Below are 18509 nucleotides of genomic sequence, written 5' to 3'. Positions count from 1 at the left end.
TAGTGGCGGTTAGCCGTTTCGTACTCGACGTGTGCCGTGTTGATCGTGATGCCGCGCGCCTTTTCTTCCGGTGCCGCGTCGATCTGGTCGTATGCCTTCGCTTCGCCGCCGAACTTCTTCGTCAGAACCGTCGTGATCGCTGCCGTCAGCGTCGTCTTGCCGTGGTCAACGTGACCAATCGTACCAACGTTCACGTGCGGCTTCGTCCGCTCGAATTTACCTTTTGCCATGATTCTCTTCTTTCAAAAATAATCGATTGTGATAACGAATTACTTCGTCTTCGCGCTGATGATCGCTTCTGCAACGTTCTTCGGAGCTTCAGCGTAGTGCTTGAACTCCATCGTGTACGTTGCGCGACCCTGCGTCAGCGAACGCAGCGACGTCGAGTAGCCGAACATTTCCGACAGCGGCACTTCAGCGCGCACGATCTTGCCGCCGCCTACCATGTCATCCATGCCCTGGATGATGCCGCGACGACCCGACAGGTCACCCATCACGTTACCCATGAAGTCTTCCGGCGTTTCCACTTCCACGGCCATCATCGGCTCGAGCAGAACCGGATCCGCACGACGCATCGCTTCCTTGAACGCCATCGAACCGGCCATGCGGAACGCATTTTCGTTCGAGTCGACGTCGTGGTACGAACCGAACGTCAGCGTGACCTTCACGTCGACAACCGGGAAGCCTGCCAGCACGCCGCTCTTCAGCGTTTCCTGGATACCCTTGTCAACCGACGGGATGTATTCGCGCGGAATCACGCCGCCCTTGATCGCGTCGACGAACTCGTAGCCCTTGCCCAGTTCGCTGCGCTCGAGCGTAATGACCGCATGGCCATACTGACCACGACCACCCGACTGCTTGACGAACTTGCCTTCGACGTCCGCGGCCGACTTGCGAATGGTTTCGCGGTAGGCCACCTGCGGCTTGCCGACGGTTGCTTCGACGCCGAATTCACGCTTCATCCGGTCGACCAGAATTTCGAGGTGGAGCTCGCCCATGCCCGAAATGATGGTTTGACCCGACTCTTCGTCGGTCTGCACGCGGAACGACGGATCTTCCTGAGCGAGACGGTTGAGCGCCAGGCCCATCTTCTCCTGGTCAGCCTTCGTCTTCGGCTCGACGGCCTGCGAAATCACCGGCTCCGGGAAAATCATGCGTTCGAGCACGATCGGATGTGCCGGATCGCACAACGTGTCGCCCGTGGTCGCTTCCTTCAGGCCGACCGCAGCAGCGATGTCGCCTGCGCGAACTTCCTTGATTTCTTCACGCTGGTTCGCGTGCATCTGCAGAATACGGCCGAGACGCTCTTTCTTGTCCTTGGTCGCATTGAGCAGCGTGTCACCCGAATTGACGACGCCCGAGTAGACGCGGAAGAAGATCAGCTGGCCGACGAACGGGTCGGTCATGATCTTGAACGCGAGTGCCGCGAACTTCTCGTCGTCGGACGCACGGCGCTCCGTCTTCTCGCCATTTTCGAGTTCACCCGTAACCGGCGGGATGTCGACCGGCGACGGCAGGAAATCGATCACGGCGTCGAGCATGCGCTGCACGCCCTTGTTCTTGAACGCGGTACCGCACAGCATCGGCTGAATTTCGCACGCGATCGTACGGTCACGCAGACCCTTCACGATCTCGGCTTCGGACAGCTCGCCCGCTTCGAGGTACTTGTTCATCAGGTCTTCGTTCGACTCGGCAGCCGCCTCGACCATCTTTTCGCGCCATTCGTTGCACGTGTCGACGAGTTCCGCCGGGATGTCCACGTAGTCGAACTTGGTACCTTGCGATGCCTCGTCCCAAATGATCGCCTTCATCTTGATCAGGTCGACGACACCCTTGAAGCCTTCTTCCGCACCGATCGGCACCACGACCGGAACCGGGTTCGCCTTCAGGCGCAGACGGAGCTGGTCGTAGACCTTGAAGAAGTTCGCGCCGGTACGGTCCATCTTGTTGACGAACGCGAGACGCGGCACCTTGTACTTGTTCGCCTGGCGCCACACCGTTTCCGACTGCGGCTGCACGCCGCCCACTGCGCAGTACACCATGCACGCGCCGTCGAGCACGCGCATCGAACGCTCCACTTCGATCGTGAAGTCGACGTGGCCCGGGGTGTCGATGATGTTGATGCGGTGTTCCGGATAGTTGCCGCCCATGCCCTTCCAGAAGGCCGTGGTAGCAGCGGACGTGATCGTGATGCCACGCTCCTGTTCCTGCTCCATCCAGTCCATCGTGGCTGCGCCGTCGTGGACTTCACCGATCTTGTGGTTCACACCGGTGTAAAACAGAATGCGCTCGGTCGTCGTCGTTTTGCCGGCGTCGATGTGAGCGCTAATACCGATATTGCGGTAGCGCTCGATAGGAGTCTTGCGAGCCACTTTGATCCTCTACTGGGATGACACGATGCAGCCCAGCTGCATCATGCTTCAACACAAACGGGCGAGGCGCCTGAAAAGCGCACCCGCCCGGAATTTATTTCCGCTAAAAGCCCAGCCAGGCGCTTAGAAACGGAAATGCGAGAACGCGCGGTTGGCTTCTGCCATGCGGTGAACTTCGTCGCGCTTCTTCATCGCGCCGCCACGGCCTTCGGCCGCTTCGGAGAGTTCACCTGCCAGGCGCAGGGCCATCGACTTCTCGCTGCGCTTCTTCGCAGCCTCACGCAGCCAGCGCATCGCCAATGCCATACGACGCGACGGGCGCACTTCGACCGGAACTTGATAGTTGGCACCACCAACGCGGCGGCTCTTCACTTCGACCACCGGCTTAACGTTGTTGAGCGCAACCGTGAACACTTCCAGCGGGTCCTTGCCACCCTTGGTCTGGATCTGTTCGAATGCGCCATAAACGATGCGCTCTGCGACCGACTTCTTGCCGGACAGCATCAGCATGTTCATGAACTTGGCTACATCAACGTTGCCGAACTTCGGATCCGGCAACACTTCCCGCTTGGGGACTTCGCGACGACGCGGCATGATTCTTCCTTTACTTGTTCAGTTGGAGCTGGTTCCAGCTCCGCGGCCACCAACAAACCCGATCACATCTTCACGACTAACCAGCTTGGCCGGGTGACCACTTACTCGACAGCACCGGCAATCCGGCACTCCCGCCTTGACCGCCCTGCGGCGATCCCTGATCAAAAACTGCTTACTTGGCAGCCTTTGCACGCTTCGCGCCGTACTTCGAGCGCGCTTGCTTACGATCCTTGACACCCTGGGTATCCAGCGAGCCGCGAACCATGTGGTAACGCACACCCGGCAAGTCCTTCACACGGCCGCCGCGGATCAGCACAACCGAGTGTTCCTGCAGGTTGTGGCCTTCACCGCCGATGTACGAAATCACTTCGAAGCCGTTCGTCAGACGAACCTTGGCGACCTTACGGAGTGCCGAGTTCGGCTTCTTCGGCGTCGTCGTGTACACACGGGTGCACACGCCGCGACGCTGGGGGCAGTCCTGCAGGGCCGGGCTCTTGCTCTTCGTCGTTTCCGACTGACGGCCTTTGCGAACCAGTTGGTTGATGGTTGGCATTGTTTATTCCTGAAATTGAACAAAATCTGCGCATCGATTTCGGGCAAAGCGAGAATCGGCGCACAGTTGACTTCCGAACCGGCGAAACGGGTGCGAACCTTCGAACGCGACTCGGCCCACCGAATACCGGAACCAAGCATGATATTCCGGAAATACCAACTAAGTCAACGGCTTGCGTGATTCGCCGGCCGAACCCGTGATTTACCGGAAGGGTCGGAACGCCGGTGTCAGGCCGATTCGACGACGTCGATGATCTCGTCGCCGAAGCGCTCGAGCTTGCGCACGCCCATGCCGGGGATATGGCGCAGGTCGTCGATCGTCTCCGGCGCGTTGCGCGCGATCTCGGCAAGCGTCGCGTCGTGGAAGATCACGTAGGCCGGCACGCCGTCGGTCTTCGCGGTTTCCGCACGCCACGCGCGCAGCGCATCCCACCGTGCGCGCTCGCGCGTACCCATGCCGGCCGTCGGATCGACGCGCGTACCGCTGCGGCTCGACGACTGGCGCGTACGCTGCGGCTTCACGTAGCGGCGCAGCGTGACTTTCTCCTCGTTCTTCAGCACGGGCTTCGCGGCCTCGGTCAGCATGAGCGCGCCGAAGCCGCCATGATCGACGGCCAGGTAGCCGTACGCGACGAGCTGCCGGAAAATCGCGCGCCACTCGGGTTCCGACAGCGACGCGCCGATTCCGAACGTAGTGAGCTGGTCGTGGCCGCGCTGCAACACCTTCTCGGTACGCCCGCCGCGCAGGATCTCGATCAGGTGGCTCGAGCCGAAATTGAAGCCGCTTGCGCGCTGCGCGCGGAATACGCACGACAGCGCCATCTGCGCCTCACGCGTTGCGTCCCACGATGCGGGCGGCTCGAGGCATGTGTCGCAGTTGCCGCACGGCTTGCTCTCCTCGCCGAAGTAACTCAGCAGCCGCACGCGGCGGCACGAGATCGTCTCGCACAGCCCGAGCAGCGCGTCGAGCTTCGACGTCTGGACGCGCTTGTGTGCGTCGTCCGCATCGGACTCGTCGATCATCTTGCGCTGCTGGACGACGTCGCCGAGGCCGTACGCCATCCACGCATTCGCGGGCATCCCGTCGCGGCCGGCGCGCCCCGTTTCCTGGTAGTAGCCTTCGACGCTCTTCGGCAGATCCAGGTGTGCGACGAAGCGCACGTCGGGTTTGTCGATGCCCATGCCGAACGCGATCGTCGCGCACATCACGATACCTTCCTCGCGCTGGAACATTTCCTGGTGCTTCTGGCGCACCTCGAACTCCATCCCGGCGTGATACGGTAGTGCGCGCACGCCCTGCGCCTTCAGCCATTCGGCCGTTTCCTCGACCTTGCGGCGCGACAGGCAGTAGACGACGCCCGCGTCCGTCGTACCGTCCGCATTCGTGTGTTCGGCGCGGATGAAATCGAGCAGTTGCGAACGCGCGTTGTCCTTTTCGACGATCCGGTAGCGGATGTTCGGGCGGTCGAAGCTCGACACGAACACGCGCGCGTCGTCGAGCGCGAGACGGTGGATGATTTCGTCGCGTGTGACCGCGTCGGCCGTGGCGGTCAGCGCGATGCGCGGTACCGACGGGAACCGCTCGTGCAGCACCGACAGCTGGATGTATTCCGGGCGGAAATCGTGCCCCCATTGCGACACGCAGTGCGCTTCGTCGATCGCGAACAGGCCGATCTTCGCGCGCTCGAGCAGTTCGAGGAAACGCCCCGTCATCAGCCGTTCCGGCGCGACGTACAGCAGGTCGATTTCGCCTTCGCGCAGCGCGCGCTCGGTCGCCGCGGCCTCGGCGCCCGACAGCGTCGAATTCAGGTACGCCGCGCGCACGCCCACTTCGCTGAGCGCAGCGACCTGGTCCTGCATCAGCGCGATCAGCGGCGACACGACGATACCTGCGCCCTGCCCGGCCTCGCGGCGCAGCAGCGCCGGAATCTGGTAGCACAGCGACTTGCCGCCGCCGGTCGGCATCAGCACGAGGCAATCGCCGCCGCCGGCGACGTGCTCGACGATCTCGCCCTGCTGGCCGCGAAATGCGGGATAACCAAATACTTCGTCGAGAATTTCGAGGGCGCGGGACATGAATGAGGACAGGGACGGCTAAACGATGACCGCAATTTTAACAACCCGCTCGCGCAACGCGTGGCGAATCGTCCGGTTTTGGCCGATCGGTTAGGTTCGTTCGCGCGCATGACGGGCCTGTCGCGGCTGCGCTGGACGTGACCGCGGCACCCGCAGCCATGTGACGCACCGCACGCAAGCTGGGTTGGCCCGCGATGCGCAAGCACGTCATGCGCGTGAACGAAGGATAAAAAAAACCGCCCGGCAGAACCGGGCGGTTTCGATGACAGCGATGACAGCAAGGCAGCTCGCGCCGCCCCCCCGCTTACTCGGCTGCCGGGTGTTGCTGCGGCTCTTCTGCCGGCGCGCTCGGCGTGCCGAAGTCGAATGCCTCTTCCGCTGCGATCTGGTCGAAACGCTCGCGATCCGACGATTCCTTCGCCTTGCGTGCCTTGTGGAACGCGAGACCCGTACCGGCCGGAATCAGACGGCCGACGATCACGTTTTCCTTCAGGCCGCGCAGATCGTCGCGCTTGCCCATGATCGCCGCTTCGGTCAGCACGCGGGTCGTTTCCTGGAACGATGCCGCGGAGATGAACGAGTCGGTCGACAGCGATGCCTTCGTGATACCAAGCAGCACGTTGTCGTACGAAGCCGGACGCTTGTCCTCGGCGATCATGCGATCGTTCTCGTCCAGCATGTCGGAACGCTCGACCTGTTCGCCCGGGATGAAGCGCGTATCGCCGTTGTCGGTGATCTGCACACGACGCAGCATCTGGCGAACGATCACCTCGATGTGCTTGTCGTTGATCTTCACGCCCTGCAGACGATACACGTCCTGCACTTCGTCGACGATGTAGCGCGACAGCGCCTCGATACCCTGCAGACGCAGGATGTCGTGCGGATCGGCCGGACCGTCCACGATCATTTCGCCCTTGTTGACGACCTGAGCATCGTGAACCAGAACCTGCTTTTCCTTCGCGATCAGGAACTCGTGCTGGTTGCCCTCGAGATCCGTGATGACGAGACGCTGCTTGCCCTTCGTGTCCTTACCGAACGACGTCGTACCGGTGACTTCCGCGAGAATGCCGGCATCCTTCGGCGAACGCGCTTCGAACAGTTCCGCCACCCGCGGCAGACCGCCGGTAATGTCACGCGTCTTCTGCGCTTCCGTCGGGATACGTGCGAGCACTTCACCGACCTGCACTTGCTGACCATCCTTCACGGTGATCAGTGCGCCGACCTGGAAGCCGATCTGCACTGCGTGCTCCGTGCCCGGAATCTTCACTTCTTCGCCGTTCGCGTCGAGTAGCTTGACCTGCGGACGCACGCTCTTCGAAGCCTGCGAACCACGACGCTTCACGTCGATCACGACCAGCGTCGACAGGCCGGTCACGTCGTCGATCTGCTTCGCGACGGTCACGCCTTCCTCGACGTTCTCGAACTTCACCGTACCACCGTACTCGGTGATGATCGGACGCGTCAGCGGATCCCACGTGGCGAGCTGCGTGCCGGCCTTGATCGTCGCGCCGTCGAGCTGCAGCAGCGTCGCGCCGTACGGCACTTTGTGACGCTCGCGCTCGCGACCGAAATCGTCGGTGATCATCGCTTCGCCCGAACGGGAAATGACGATCTGCTCGCCCTTCGCGTTCGTGACGTAGCGCATCGTCGCCGTGAAGCGCACGATACCGTTGCTCTTCGCTTCGACCGACGAAGCCACTGCCGCACGCGATGCCGCACCACCGATGTGGAACGTACGCATCGTCAGCTGCGTGCCCGGTTCACCGATCGACTGTGCCGCGATCACGCCGACTGCTTCGCCGACGTTCACGAGCGAGCCGCGGCCGAGGTCGCGGCCGTAGCAGGCTGCGCACAGGCCGTAGCGCGTTTCGCAGGTCAGCGGCGTGCGCACGCGCACTTCGTCGATGCCGAGGCGTTCGATTTCCTCGACCGCCGTTTCGTCGAGCAGCGTGCCCGATTCGTACACCGTTTCCTGCGTTTCCGGGTTCACGACGTCCGCGACCGCGACGCGGCCGAGGATACGGTCGCGCAGCGCCTCGACGACTTCACCGCCTTCGACCAGTGCCTTCATCGCCACGCCGTTCGACGTGCCGCAATCGTCTTCCACCACGACCAGATCCTGCGTGACGTCGACGAGACGACGCGTCAGGTAACCCGAGTTCGCGGTCTTCAGTGCCGTATCAGCCAGACCCTTACGTGCACCGTGGGTCGAGATGAAGTACTGCAACACGTTCAGACCTTCGCGGAAGTTCGCGGTAATCGGCGTCTCGATAATCGAGCCGTCCGGCTTCGCCATCAGGCCACGCATACCGGCCAGCTGACGAATCTGAACCGCCGAACCCCGGGCGCCCGAGTCGGCCATCATGTAGATCGAGTTGAACGACTCCTGGCGCGTTTCCTTGCCGTCGCGGTCCGTCACCGGCTCCGTCGACAGCTGCTCCATCATCGCCTTGCCGACCGCTTCCGACGTTGCCGACCAGATGTCGACCACGTTGTTGTAGCGTTCCTGCGCGGTGACGAGACCCGACATGTACTGACGGTCGTACTCCTTCACCTTCTTCGCGGCGTCGCCGACGATCGTTTCCTTCTGCGGCGGCACGAGCATGTCGTCCACGCAGATCGAGATGCCGGCACGCGTCGCGAGACGGAAACCCGACTGCATCAGCTGGTCGGCAAACACCACCGTCGCGCGCAGGCCGCACTTGCGGAACGCCGTGTTGATCAGGCGCGAGATTTCCTTCTTCTTCAGCGGCTTGTTCAGCACCGAGAACGGCAGGCCGTGCGGCAGGATCTCCGACAGGATCGCGCGGCCGACGGTCGTCGCGTACAGCGAGATCTTCGGCACGAATTCCGGCGCGCCTTCCGACGTGTCTTCGTTGCGGACCATTTCGGTAATCCGCACGTTGACACGCGATGCGAGCTCGACTTCCTTGTTCTCGTACGCGCGGATCGCTTCCGACACGCCCGTGAACGACAGGCCTTCGCCCTTGCCGTTGACCGCTTCGCGGGTCGCGTAGTACAGACCCAGCACGATATCCTGCGACGGCACGATCGACGGATCGCCGTTGGCCGGGAACAGCACGTTGTTCGACGCCAGCATCAGCGTGCGCGCTTCCATCTGCGCTTCGAGCGACAGCGGCACGTGAACGGCCATCTGGTCACCGTCGAAGTCGGCGTTGAACGCCGCGCAGACGAGCGGGTGCAGCTGAATTGCCTTGCCTTCGATCAGCACGGGCTCGAACGCCTGGATACCGAGACGGTGCAGCGTCGGTGCACGGTTCAGCATCACCGGGTGCTCGCGGATCACCTCTTCGAGGATGTCCCACACCACCGGCGTCTGGTTCTCGACTTCCTTCTTCGCAGCCTTGATGGTCGTCGCGACGCCCATCACTTCCAGCTTGTTGAAGATGAACGGCTTGAACAGCTCGAGCGCCATCAGCTTCGGCAGACCGCACTGGTGCAGCTTCAGCGTCGGGCCGACCACGATGACCGAACGGCCCGAGTAGTCGACGCGCTTGCCCAGCAGGTTCTGACGGAAACGACCGCCCTTGCCCTTGATCATGTCGGCGAGCGACTTCAGCGGACGCTTGTTCGCGCCCGTCATCGCCTTGCCGCGACGACCGTTGTCGAGCAGCGAGTCGACGGCTTCCTGCAGCATCCGTTTTTCGTTGCGGACGATGATTTCAGGTGCCTTCAGCTCGAGCAGACGCTTCAACCGGTTGTTACGGTTGATCACGCGGCGATACAGGTCGTTCAGGTCCGACGTCGCGAAACGGCCGCCGTCCAGCGGCACGAGCGGACGCAGTTCCGGCGGCAGCACCGGCAGCACTTCGAGGATCATCCACTCGGGCTTGATGCCCGAGCGCTGGAATGCCTCGAGGACCTTCAGGCGCTTCGCGTACTTCTTGATCTTCGCTTCCGAGCCGGTGTTCTTCAGCTCGGTGCGCAGCGTCTCGACCTGCTCGTCGATGTTGATCGCGCGCAGCAGTTCACGCACGCCTTCCGCGCCCATTTCGGCACGGAATTCGTCGCCGTATTCCTCGACCTTGTTGTAGTAATCCTCTTCGGTCATGATCTGCCGCGCCTTCAGCGGCGTCATGCCCGGTTCGATCACCACATATGCTTCGAAGTACAGCACGCGTTCGATGTCGCGCAGCGTCATGTCGAGCACCATGCCCAGACGCGACGGCAGCGACTTCAGGAACCAGATGTGCGCGACCGGCGAGGCCAGCTCAATGTGGCCCATCCGTTCGCGACGCACCTTCGCCAGCGTCACTTCGACGCCGCACTTCTCGCAGATCACGCCGCGGTGCTTCAGACGCTTGTACTTGCCGCACAGGCACTCGTAGTCCTTGATCGGCCCGAAGATCTTCGCGCAGAACAGACCATCGCGTTCCGGCTTGAACGTACGGTAGTTGATGGTCTCCGGCTTCTTCACTTCGCCGAACGACCACGAACGGATCTTGTCCGGCGAGGCCAGACCGATCTTGATCGCGTCGAAAACTTCTTCCTGTTGGACTTGCTTGAATAGATCGAGCAGAGCTTTCATTGCCTTCTCTCCGTAGTCCGATTAATTGCGGTCGAGATCGATATCGATACCGAGCGAGCGGATTTCCTTCACGAGCACGTTGAAGGATTCCGGCATGCCTGCATCGATGACATGATCGCCCTTGACCAGGTTCTCATAGACCTTGGTCCGGCCGTTCACGTCGTCCGACTTCACCGTCAGCATTTCCTGCAGCACGTAGGACGCGCCGTACGCTTCGAGTGCCCACACTTCCATTTCACCGAAACGCTGGCCACCGAACTGCGCCTTACCACCCAGCGGCTGCTGCGTGACGAGCGAGTACGGGCCGGTCGAACGCGCGTGCATCTTGTCGTCGACCAAGTGGTGCAGCTTCAGGTAGTGCATGTAGCCAAGCGTCACGCGACGTTCGAACATTTCACCCGTGCGGCCGTCGTACAGACGGACCTGGTTCTTCGACGGGTTCATGCCGAGCTGTTCCGCGATGTCGTCCGGGAACGCGAGGTCGAGCATCTTGCCCATTTCTTCCTCGGTCGCACCGTCGAACACCGGCGTCGCGAACGGCACACCTTCACGCAGGTTCTTCGCGAGTTCGAGGATCTCTTCGTCGGTGAAGCTTTCCAGATCTTCCTGGCGGCCCGAGTCGTTGTAGATCTTCGTCAGGAACGCGCGCATTTCCTCGATCTTCGCCTGACGCTGCAGCATTTCGCCGATACGCCAGCCGAGGCCCTTCGCGGCCCAGCCGAGGTGCACTTCCAGAACCTGACCCACGTTCATCCGCGACGGCACGCCGAGCGGGTTCAGCACGACGTCCGCCGGACGGCCATCGGCCATGTACGGCATGTCTTCGATCGGGACGATCTTCGACACGACACCCTTGTTACCGTGACGGCCTGCCATCTTGTCGCCAGGCTGCAGGCGGCGCTTCACCGCGAGGTACACCTTGACCATCTTCAGCACGCCCGGCGGCAGTTCGTCGCCTTGCGTGAGCTTCTTGCGCTTCTCTTCGAACGCGAGGTCGAACTGGTGACGCTTTTCTTCGATCGAGTTCTTGATCGCTTCGAGCTGCGCCGCTGCTTCGTCGTCCGCAAGGCGGATGTCGAACCAGTGGTAGTGGTCGAGGTCTTCCAGGTAAGCCTGGTCGATCTTCGTGCCCTTCGCGAGCTTCTTCGGACCGCCGTTCGCGACCTTGCCCACGAGCATGCGCGCGAGACGCTGGAACGCGTCGCCTTCCACGATGCGCAGCTGGTCGTTCAGGTCGAGACGATAGCGCTTCAGTTCGTCGTCGATGATCTGTTGCGCACGCTTGTCGCGCTGGATGCCTTCACGCGTGAACACCTGGACGTCGATCACGGTACCGCTCATGCCCGACGGCACGCGCAGCGACGTGTCCTTCACGTCCGAAGCCTTCTCGCCGAAGATCGCGCGCAGCAGCTTCTCTTCCGGCGTCAGCTGGGTCTCGCCCTTCGGCGTGACCTTGCCGACCATCACGTCGCCCGCTTCGACTTCCGCACCGATGTACACGATGCCCGATTCGTCGAGACGGCCGAGCTGGACTTCCGCCAGGTTCGAGATGTCGCGCGTGATTTCTTCCGGCCCGAGCTTCGTGTCGCGTGCAACGACGTTCAGCTCTTCGATGTGGATCGACGTATAGCGATCGTCCGCAACCACCTTCTCCGAGATCAGGATCGAATCCTCGAAGTTGTAGCCGTTCCACGGCATGAACGCGATCAGCATGTTCTGGCCGAGCGCGAGCTCGCCCAGGTCCGTCGAGGCGCCGTCGGCCAGCACGTCACCGCGCGAAACCTTGTCGCCCATCTTCACGATCGGACGCTGGTTGATGTTCGTGTTCTGGTTCGAACGCGTGTACTTGATCAGGTTGTAGATGTCGACACCGACTTCACCCGCGACTGCTTCGTCGTCGTTCACGCGAATCACGATACGGCCTGCGTCGACATAGTCGACGACGCCGCCGCGGAATGCCTGAACCGTCGTACCCGAGTCGACCGCGCAGGTGCGCTCGATGCCCGTACCGACGACCGGCTTTTCCGGACGCAGACACGGCACGGCCTGACGCTGCATGTTCGAACCCATCAGTGCACGGTTCGCATCGTCGTGCTCGAGGAACGGAATCAGCGAGGCTGCCACCGACACGATCTGCGACGGCGCGACGTCCATGTACTGGATGCGGTCCGGCGTGACCATCATCGTTTCGCCGGCTTCACGCGACGACACGAGTTCGTCGATCAGCTGGCCGTTTTCGTCGATCGCGGCGTTCGCCTGCGCGATCATGTAGCGGCCTTCCTCGATCGCCGACAGGTAGTCGATCTGGTCGGTCACCTTGCTGTCCACGACCTTGCGGTACGGCGTCTCGAGGAAGCCGTACTCGTTCAGGTGCGCATACAGTGCGAGCGAGTTGATCAGACCGATGTTCGGACCTTCCGGCGTTTCGATCGGGCACACACGGCCATAGTGGGTCGGGTGCACGTCGCGGACTTCAAAGCCCGCGCGCTCGCGCGTCAGGCCGCCCGGGCCCAGTGCGGAAACACGGCGCTTGTGCGTGATTTCCGACAACGGGTTGGTCTGGTCCATGAACTGCGACAGCTGCGACGAACCGAAGAACTCGCGGATCGCCGACGAAATCGGCTTCGAGTTGATCAGGTCGTGCGGCATCAGGTTTTCGCTTTCGGCCTGGCCGAGGCGTTCCTTGACCGCGCGCTCGACACGCACGAGACCTGCGCGGAACTGGTTTTCCGCCAGTTCGCCGACGCAACGCACGCGACGGTTGCCGAGGTGGTCGATATCGTCCACTTCGCCCTTGCCGTTACGCAGCTCGACGAGGATCTTGATCGTCGCGAGGATGTCGTCGTCCTGCAGCGTCATCGGGCCGGTGATCTCGTCACGGCTGACGCGGCGGTTGAACTTCATGCGGCCGACCTTCGACAGGTCGTACGCTTCTTCGCTGTAGAACAGACGGTTGAACAGTGCCTCGACCGCTTCTTCGGTCGGCGGCTCACCCGGACGCATCATGCGGTAGATCGCGATGCGTGCGGCAGTGCGGTCGGTCGTTTCGTCGACACGCAGCGTCGACGAGATGTACGGGCCCTGGTCCAGGTCGTTCGTGTAGAGCGTCTGGATATCCTTGATGCCCGCTTCGCGCAGCTTCTCGAGCACGCTTTCCGTGACTTCGTCGTTCGCGCTCGCGATCACTTCGCCGGTGTCGCCGTCGACGACGTTCTTCGCCAGCACGCGGCCGAGCAGATAGTCTTCCGGCACCGAGATGAACTTGGTCTTCGCGGCTTCGAGGTCGCGAATGTGCTTCGCGTTGATCCGCTTGTCCTTCTGGACGATGACCTTGCCGTCACGATCCGTGATGTCGAAACGCGCGACTTCACCACGCAGGCGCTCGGGCACGAACTCGAGTTGTGCGCCTTCGTCCATCAGCGTGAAGTTGTCGAACACGAAGAAGTTCGCGAGGATCTGTTCCGGCGTGAGGCCGATGGCCTTCAGCAGGATCGTGACCGGCATCTTGCGGCGACGGTCGACGCGGAAGTACAGGATGTCCTTCGGATCGAATTCGAAGTCGAGCCACGAGCCGCGGTACGGAATGATCCGTGCCGAGAACAGCAGCTTGCCCGAGCTGTGCGTCTTGCCCTTGTCGTGTTCGAAGAACACGCCCGGCGAACGGTGCAGCTGCGAGACGATGACACGCTCGGTGCCGTTGATGACGAACGAGCCCGTCGGCGTCATGAGCGGCATTTCGCCCATGTACACTTCCTGCTCTTTCACTTCCTTGACGACCGGCTTGTTCGGCGATTCCTTGTCGAGAATGACGAGGCGGACCTTCGCGCGCAGCGCGGAGCAGTACGTCAGGCCACGCTGCTGGCATTCCTTGATGTTGAATGCCGGCGCGGACAGCGCATAGCTCACGAACTCGAGGCGCGCGAAGCCGTTGTGCGAAACAATGGGAAATACCGATGTGAACGCGGCCTGCAAACCTTCAGGCTTGCGTTGTGTCGCCGGCACATCGGCTTGCAGAAACGTGCTGAATGATTCAAGCTGAGTAGCCAGCAAGAACGGAACTTGGTGAACGATGGGGCGCTTCGCGAAACTCTTGCGAATGCGCTTCTTCTCGGTGAAGGAATATTGCATACGATCTCCGAATCACGGCGGGTGCTATCGAGGCGGAATACCTGGACGTTTCAAACCCGAGTGTTCACCGACTGAGACCCGATGGCCGTCCGACACGGCTTGAACGAGCCGAGAAGCTTGGTGGTTGGCCGCTACCAACCGCTGGCTGACGGCAGCGGATGCCTGTGTTGCCCGCTACCCGACCAAACTTGCCTTCTGCAGTCGCTTCAGAAGACAAAGAGAACCGCCAGTCGTGACCAATGACAACGATAAGGCGGTTTTCTTTGGCTTCTGGGGCCGATTATTCGGGCTCCCGAATGAGTGCCAGAATAACGTCCCCACAAAGCACAAAAAGGCCGGCGGTGAAAATACCGCCAGCCTTCGCACAGCGCGCCGAAACTTACTTGACTTCGACCTTCGCGCCTGCTTCTTCCAGCTTCTTCTTGGCTTCTTCAGCAGCAGCCTTGTCGACGCCTTCCTTGACAGCCTTCGGTGCGCCGTCAACGACGTCCTTCGCTTCCTTCAGGCCCAGGCCCGTCAGTTCGCGAACTGCCTTGATGACTGCAACCTTGTTGCTACCTGCTTCAGCCAGAACGACCGTGAATTCGGTCTTCTCTTCCACAGCAGCAGCAGCGCCGCCGCCTGCCGGGCCAGCGACTGCCACTGCAGCTGCCGACACGCCAAACTTCTCTTCGAACGCCTTGACCAGTTCGTTCAGTTCCAGAACGGTCATCCCTTCGACTGCTGCCAGGATGTCTTCTTTTGCGATTGCCATTTGAAATACTCCTAAATTGAATTCGGATACAGCCAGCGATCAATGACGCTGATGCACGTTCGATTACGCAGCTTCCGCTTGCTTCTTCTCGGCCAGCGCTGCCAGAGCACGCGCGAAGCCCGAAACAGGCGATTGCATAACGAACAGCAGCTTCGAGAGCAGTTCTTCGCGGCTCGGGATGCTTGCCAGCGCTTGCACGCCAGCCTTGTCCATCACCTTGCCATCGAACGCACCAGCCTTGATGACCAACTTGTCATTGCTCTTGCTGAAGTCGTTGACGACCTTAGCAGCAGCAATTGCATCTTCCGAGATGCCGTAGATCAACGGGCCAGTCATCTGCTCTGCCAGCGGAGCAAACGGCGTACCTTCAACAGCGCGACGCGCCAGCGTGTTCTTCAACACGCGCAGGTAAACCTGTTGCTCACGCGCTTTCGCGCGCAGCTTGGTCAGATCGCCAACCGCAATTCCACGATACTCAGCCAGCACAACGGTCTGGGCCTTCGCGACTTGCGCGGAAACCTCAGCGACGACGGCTTGCTTGTCTTCTCTATTAAGCGGCACGGTTAGCCTCCAGAAACGATACGTTCAGTTCAGCTTGCCGGTATGGCACGAACCTCACGTACCTCGTTCAACAACGGCGTCCGACCTCGTTAGGAGTATTTCCACCTCACGCCGGGAATCGCTTCACGGCCTGCGGCTTCACCACTGCAAAACTTTTTCGGGTTCGCCATCTGCGTTGGCTTGAATTAAGGGATCACCTGCCTGCTGTGCCCCACCAACGGTCTTTGATAACCGGTTGTTCGCCTTGCTGCACGAACAACCGCCCAAAGCCCATGTAGGCCGCCTCGCGAACGAAGCGGCCCGAATACTTGCTTACTGTGCTGCCAGCGTAGCCTGGTCGACACGCACGCCGACACCCATCGTGCTCGACAGTGCGATCTTGCGCAGGTACACGCCCTTGCTCGTTGCCGGCTTTGCCTTCTGCAGCGCTTCGATCAGCGCCGACAGGTTCGAACGCAGCGCGGTCGGCTCGAACGATGCACGGCCGATGGTCGCGTGGATGATACCGGCCTTGTCGACACGGAATTGCACCTGACCAGCCTTCGCGTTCTTGACGGCGGTTGCGACGTCCGGCGTGACCGTACCGACCTTCGGGTTCGGCATCAGGCCACGCGGGCCGAGGATCTGACCGAGCGTACCGACGATACGCATCGTGTCCGGCGAAGCGATCACGATGTCGAAGTCCATCTGGCCAGCCTTGATCTGCTCTGCCAGGTCTTCCATACCGACGATTTCCGCGCCTGCTGCACGAGCTTGTTCAGCCTTCTCGCCTTGCGCGAACACGGCAACGCGAACCGACTTGCCCGTACCTGCCGGCAGAACGACCGAACCACGAACGACCTGGTCCGACTTCTTCGCATCGATGCCGAGCTGGACTGCGACGTCGATCGACTCGTCGAACTTCGCGCTCGCGCATTCCTTCACGAGGCTCAGTGCGTCTTCGATCGCGTACAGCTTCTGGCGATCAACCTTGGCGGCAAATGCCTGACGGCGCTTGGAGATCTTAGCCATTTACACGCCCTCCACAGTGATGCCCATCGAGCGTGCGCTACCAGCGATGGTGCGAACGGCTGCGTCCAGATCAGCTGCCGTAAGGTCCGGCATCTTGGTCTTCGCGATTTCTTCGGCTTGAGCGCGCGTGATCGAACCGACCTTGTCGGTGTGCGGCTTGCTCGAGCCCTTGTCCACCTTCGCCGCCTTCTTGATCAGGACGGTCGCCGGCGGCGTCTTCATCACGAACGTGAAGCTCTTGTCAGCGAATGCCGTGATGACCACCGGCACCGGCAGACCCGGCTCCATGCCTTGAGTCTGCGCGTTGAACGCCTTGCAGAACTCCATGATGTTCAGGCCGCGCTGGCCCAGTGCCGGACCGACCGGCGGCGACGGGTTGGCTTTACCTGCAGGGATCTGCAGCTTGATAAAGCCGATAATCTTCTTTGCCATTTGTGAACCTCATTGGAACGCCAGCGGAGGCGTTCGGTGAGTGATAACGCGCTTTCGCCACTGGCTACTGACGCTCCTCAACGGCCATGACGCGGGCCGTAAGCGCGAAGGTGGGCAGCCAAGGCTGCCCACCGAATCGGGATCAAACTTTTTCGACCTGGCCGAACTCGAGCTCGACCGGGGTGGATCGGCCAAAGATGGTGACCGACACACGCACGCGCGATTTTTCGTAGTTGACTTCTTCGACGGTGCCATTGAAGTCCGTGAACGGGCCTTCCTTGACACGCACCATCTCGCCGACTTCGAACAGGGTCTTCGGGCGCGGCTTTTCGACGCCTTCCTGCATCTGCGACATGATCTTCTCGACTTCCTTCGGGGAAATCGGGGTCGGACGGTTACGTGCACCGCCAACGAAACCGGTGACCTTCGCGGTGTTCTTCACGAGGTGCCACGTTTCGTCCGTCATTTCCATTTCCACCAGCACGTAGCCAGGGAAGAAACGACGCTCGGTCACAGCCTTGTGGCCGCCTTTGACTTCGACCACTTCTTCGGTCGGGACCAGGATCTGACCGAATTTGTCCTGCATGCCAGCGCGTTCGATGCGCTCCTGAAGCGCACGTTGCACGCTCTTCTCCATACCGGAGTAGGCGTGCACGACGTACCAACGCTTTCCGCTCGGGGATGCCGGAGTATCGCTCATATCATTTCCAACCCAGAATCGCCGAGAAAATCACCCATTCGATCGATTTGTCACTCAACCAGAGGAAAATCGCCATCACGAGCACGAAACCGAACACGACGAGTGTGGTTTGCGTTGCTTCCTTGCGGGTGGGCCATACGACCTTGCGGACTTCCTTGTACGAATCCTTGGCAAAGGCGATGAGGCTCTTGCCAGGTGCGGACATCAGCCCGACGGCCACGCCGGCGATGATACCTACCGCCAACGCGGCACCGCGGACATACCACTGCTGATTGGCCAGCCAGAAGAAGCCCACGAATCCGGCCAAGACCAACAATACACCCAGGGCCAGCATCAGCTTATCGCCGGAGGTATTTACAGTTTCGACGGATGGATTCGCCATAACACCTTAAAACAAATGCCACGTATGACACGTGGCTATTTTTTGGCAGGGGCAGAGGGAATCGAACCCCCAACCTTCGGTTTTGGAGACCGACGCTCTGCCAGTTGAGCTATACCCCTAAACCATACTGGGGCCGGCTGCTGCCAGCCCCAAAACTGTCGATCAACGAATAACTGGCTTACTCGATGATCTTGGCGACGACGCCGGCGCCGACCGTACGGCCGCCTTCGCGGATTGCGAAGCGCAGACCTTCTTCCATCGCGATCGGAGCAATCAGCTTCACCGTGATCGACACGTTGTCGCCCGGCATCACCATTTCCTTGTCCTTCGGCAGCTCGATCGAGCCCGTCACGTCCGTCGTACGGAAGTAGAACTGCGGACGGTAGTTGTTGAAGAAC

At 61.2% G+C, this 18509-nt stretch carries 14 protein-coding genes and 1 tRNA gene; all 15 read right to left on the bottom strand.

Annotation, left to right across the window (positions count from 1 at the left end):
- Nucleotides 1–230, bottom strand: a 230-nt coding sequence (locus tag B7G54_RS37405) for a GTP-binding protein (protein ID WP_244289493.1), incomplete at its 3' end; no start/stop codon positions are given.
- Between the two features lie 39 nt (nucleotides 231–269).
- Nucleotides 270–2372: an elongation factor G gene (gene fusA / locus B7G54_RS37400; protein WP_011655759.1), complete on the bottom strand. Its 2103-nt coding sequence runs from the start codon at nucleotides 2370–2372 to the stop codon at nucleotides 270–272.
- A gap of 123 nt (nucleotides 2373–2495) precedes the next feature.
- Nucleotides 2496–2966 (bottom strand): 30S ribosomal protein S7, encoded by a 471-nt coding sequence (rpsG, locus tag B7G54_RS37395; protein ID WP_006477195.1) that lies wholly within the window; start codon nucleotides 2964–2966, stop codon nucleotides 2496–2498.
- A 172-nt stretch (nucleotides 2967–3138) separates the two neighbouring features.
- Nucleotides 3139–3519, bottom strand: coding sequence for a 30S ribosomal protein S12 (gene rpsL, locus B7G54_RS37390; RefSeq protein WP_006400662.1), 381 nt, complete (start codon nucleotides 3517–3519; stop codon nucleotides 3139–3141).
- 227 nt (nucleotides 3520–3746) lie between these two features.
- Nucleotides 3747–5594: a DNA helicase RecQ gene (gene recQ, locus B7G54_RS37380; RefSeq protein WP_085043651.1), complete on the bottom strand. Its 1848-nt coding sequence runs from the start codon at nucleotides 5592–5594 to the stop codon at nucleotides 3747–3749.
- A 304-nt stretch (nucleotides 5595–5898) separates the two neighbouring features.
- Complete coding sequence (gene rpoC, locus B7G54_RS37375; protein WP_085043650.1) at nucleotides 5899–10143, bottom strand: DNA-directed RNA polymerase subunit beta'; 4245 nt, start codon at nucleotides 10141–10143, stop codon at nucleotides 5899–5901.
- Nucleotides 10144–10164: 21 nt separating this feature from the next.
- Complete coding sequence (gene rpoB, locus B7G54_RS37370) at nucleotides 10165–14271, bottom strand: DNA-directed RNA polymerase subunit beta (protein WP_085043649.1); 4107 nt, start codon at nucleotides 14269–14271, stop codon at nucleotides 10165–10167.
- Nucleotides 14272–14650: 379 nt separating this feature from the next.
- Entirely contained in the window at nucleotides 14651–15025 is a 375-nt protein-coding gene (gene rplL, locus B7G54_RS37365; protein WP_085043648.1) for a 50S ribosomal protein L7/L12, read from the bottom strand.
- Nucleotides 15026–15088: 63 nt separating this feature from the next.
- Nucleotides 15089–15586 carry a 50S ribosomal protein L10 gene (gene rplJ, locus B7G54_RS37360; protein ID WP_085043647.1) on the bottom strand — a complete coding sequence of 166 codons (498 nt, stop codon included), beginning with the start codon at nucleotides 15584–15586 and terminating at the stop codon, nucleotides 15089–15091.
- Nucleotides 15587–15898: 312 nt separating this feature from the next.
- Complete coding sequence (gene rplA, locus B7G54_RS37355; protein ID WP_006482906.1) at nucleotides 15899–16597, bottom strand: 50S ribosomal protein L1; 699 nt, start codon at nucleotides 16595–16597, stop codon at nucleotides 15899–15901.
- Nucleotides 16598–17029 carry a 50S ribosomal protein L11 gene (gene rplK, locus B7G54_RS37350; protein WP_006477201.1) on the bottom strand — a complete coding sequence of 144 codons (432 nt, stop codon included), beginning with the start codon at nucleotides 17027–17029 and terminating at the stop codon, nucleotides 16598–16600.
- Nucleotides 17030–17171: 142 nt separating this feature from the next.
- Nucleotides 17172–17729 (bottom strand): transcription termination/antitermination protein NusG, encoded by a 558-nt coding sequence (gene nusG, locus B7G54_RS37345; protein ID WP_006400672.1) that lies wholly within the window; start codon nucleotides 17727–17729, stop codon nucleotides 17172–17174.
- A 1-nt stretch (nucleotide 17730) separates the two neighbouring features.
- Nucleotides 17731–18111, bottom strand: a complete 381-nt coding sequence (secE, locus tag B7G54_RS37340; protein ID WP_006482892.1) for a preprotein translocase subunit SecE — start codon at nucleotides 18109–18111, stop codon at nucleotides 17731–17733.
- A 43-nt stretch (nucleotides 18112–18154) separates the two neighbouring features.
- A tRNA-Trp gene (locus tag B7G54_RS37335) sits at nucleotides 18155–18230 on the bottom strand.
- 59 nt (nucleotides 18231–18289) lie between these two features.
- Nucleotides 18290–18509 (bottom strand): EF-Tu C-terminal domain-related protein (locus tag B7G54_RS37330; RefSeq protein WP_043289797.1); only part of this gene is annotated, 220 nt, incomplete at its 5' end.

The sequence above is a fragment of the Burkholderia puraquae genome, from assembly GCF_002099195.1.
GTDB lineage: Bacteria > Pseudomonadota > Gammaproteobacteria > Burkholderiales > Burkholderiaceae > Burkholderia > Burkholderia puraquae.
Note: the sequence above shows the minus strand (reverse complement) of the source record. Positions and strands in the feature narration are given on the sequence as shown.

Bases quoted from the DNA above. Each gene is read 5' to 3' on its own strand.
- recQ (WP_085043651.1), bottom strand. From the start codon at position 5,594: ATGTCCCGCGCCCTCGAAATTCTCGACGAAGTATTTGGTTATCCCGCA.
- rpoB (WP_085043649.1), bottom strand. From the start codon at position 14,271: ATGCAATATTCCTTCACCGAGAAGAAGCGCATTCGCAAGAGTTTCGCG.
- rplA (WP_006482906.1), bottom strand. From the start codon at position 16,597: ATGGCTAAGATCTCCAAGCGCCGTCAGGCATTTGCCGCCAAGGTTGAT.
- rpoC (WP_085043650.1), bottom strand. From the start codon at position 10,143: ATGAAAGCTCTGCTCGATCTATTCAAGCAAGTCCAACAGGAAGAAGTT.
- nusG (WP_006400672.1), bottom strand. From the start codon at position 17,729: ATGAGCGATACTCCGGCATCCCCGAGCGGAAAGCGTTGGTACGTCGTG.
- secE (WP_006482892.1), bottom strand. From the start codon at position 18,111: ATGGCGAATCCATCCGTCGAAACTGTAAATACCTCCGGCGATAAGCTG.
- rplL (WP_085043648.1), bottom strand. From the start codon at position 15,025: ATGGCAATCGCAAAAGAAGACATCCTGGCAGCAGTCGAAGGGATGACC.
- rpsL (WP_006400662.1), bottom strand. From the start codon at position 3,519: ATGCCAACCATCAACCAACTGGTTCGCAAAGGCCGTCAGTCGGAAACG.
- rplK (WP_006477201.1), bottom strand. From the start codon at position 17,029: ATGGCAAAGAAGATTATCGGCTTTATCAAGCTGCAGATCCCTGCAGGT.
- rpsG (WP_006477195.1), bottom strand. From the start codon at position 2,966: ATGCCGCGTCGTCGCGAAGTCCCCAAGCGGGAAGTGTTGCCGGATCCG.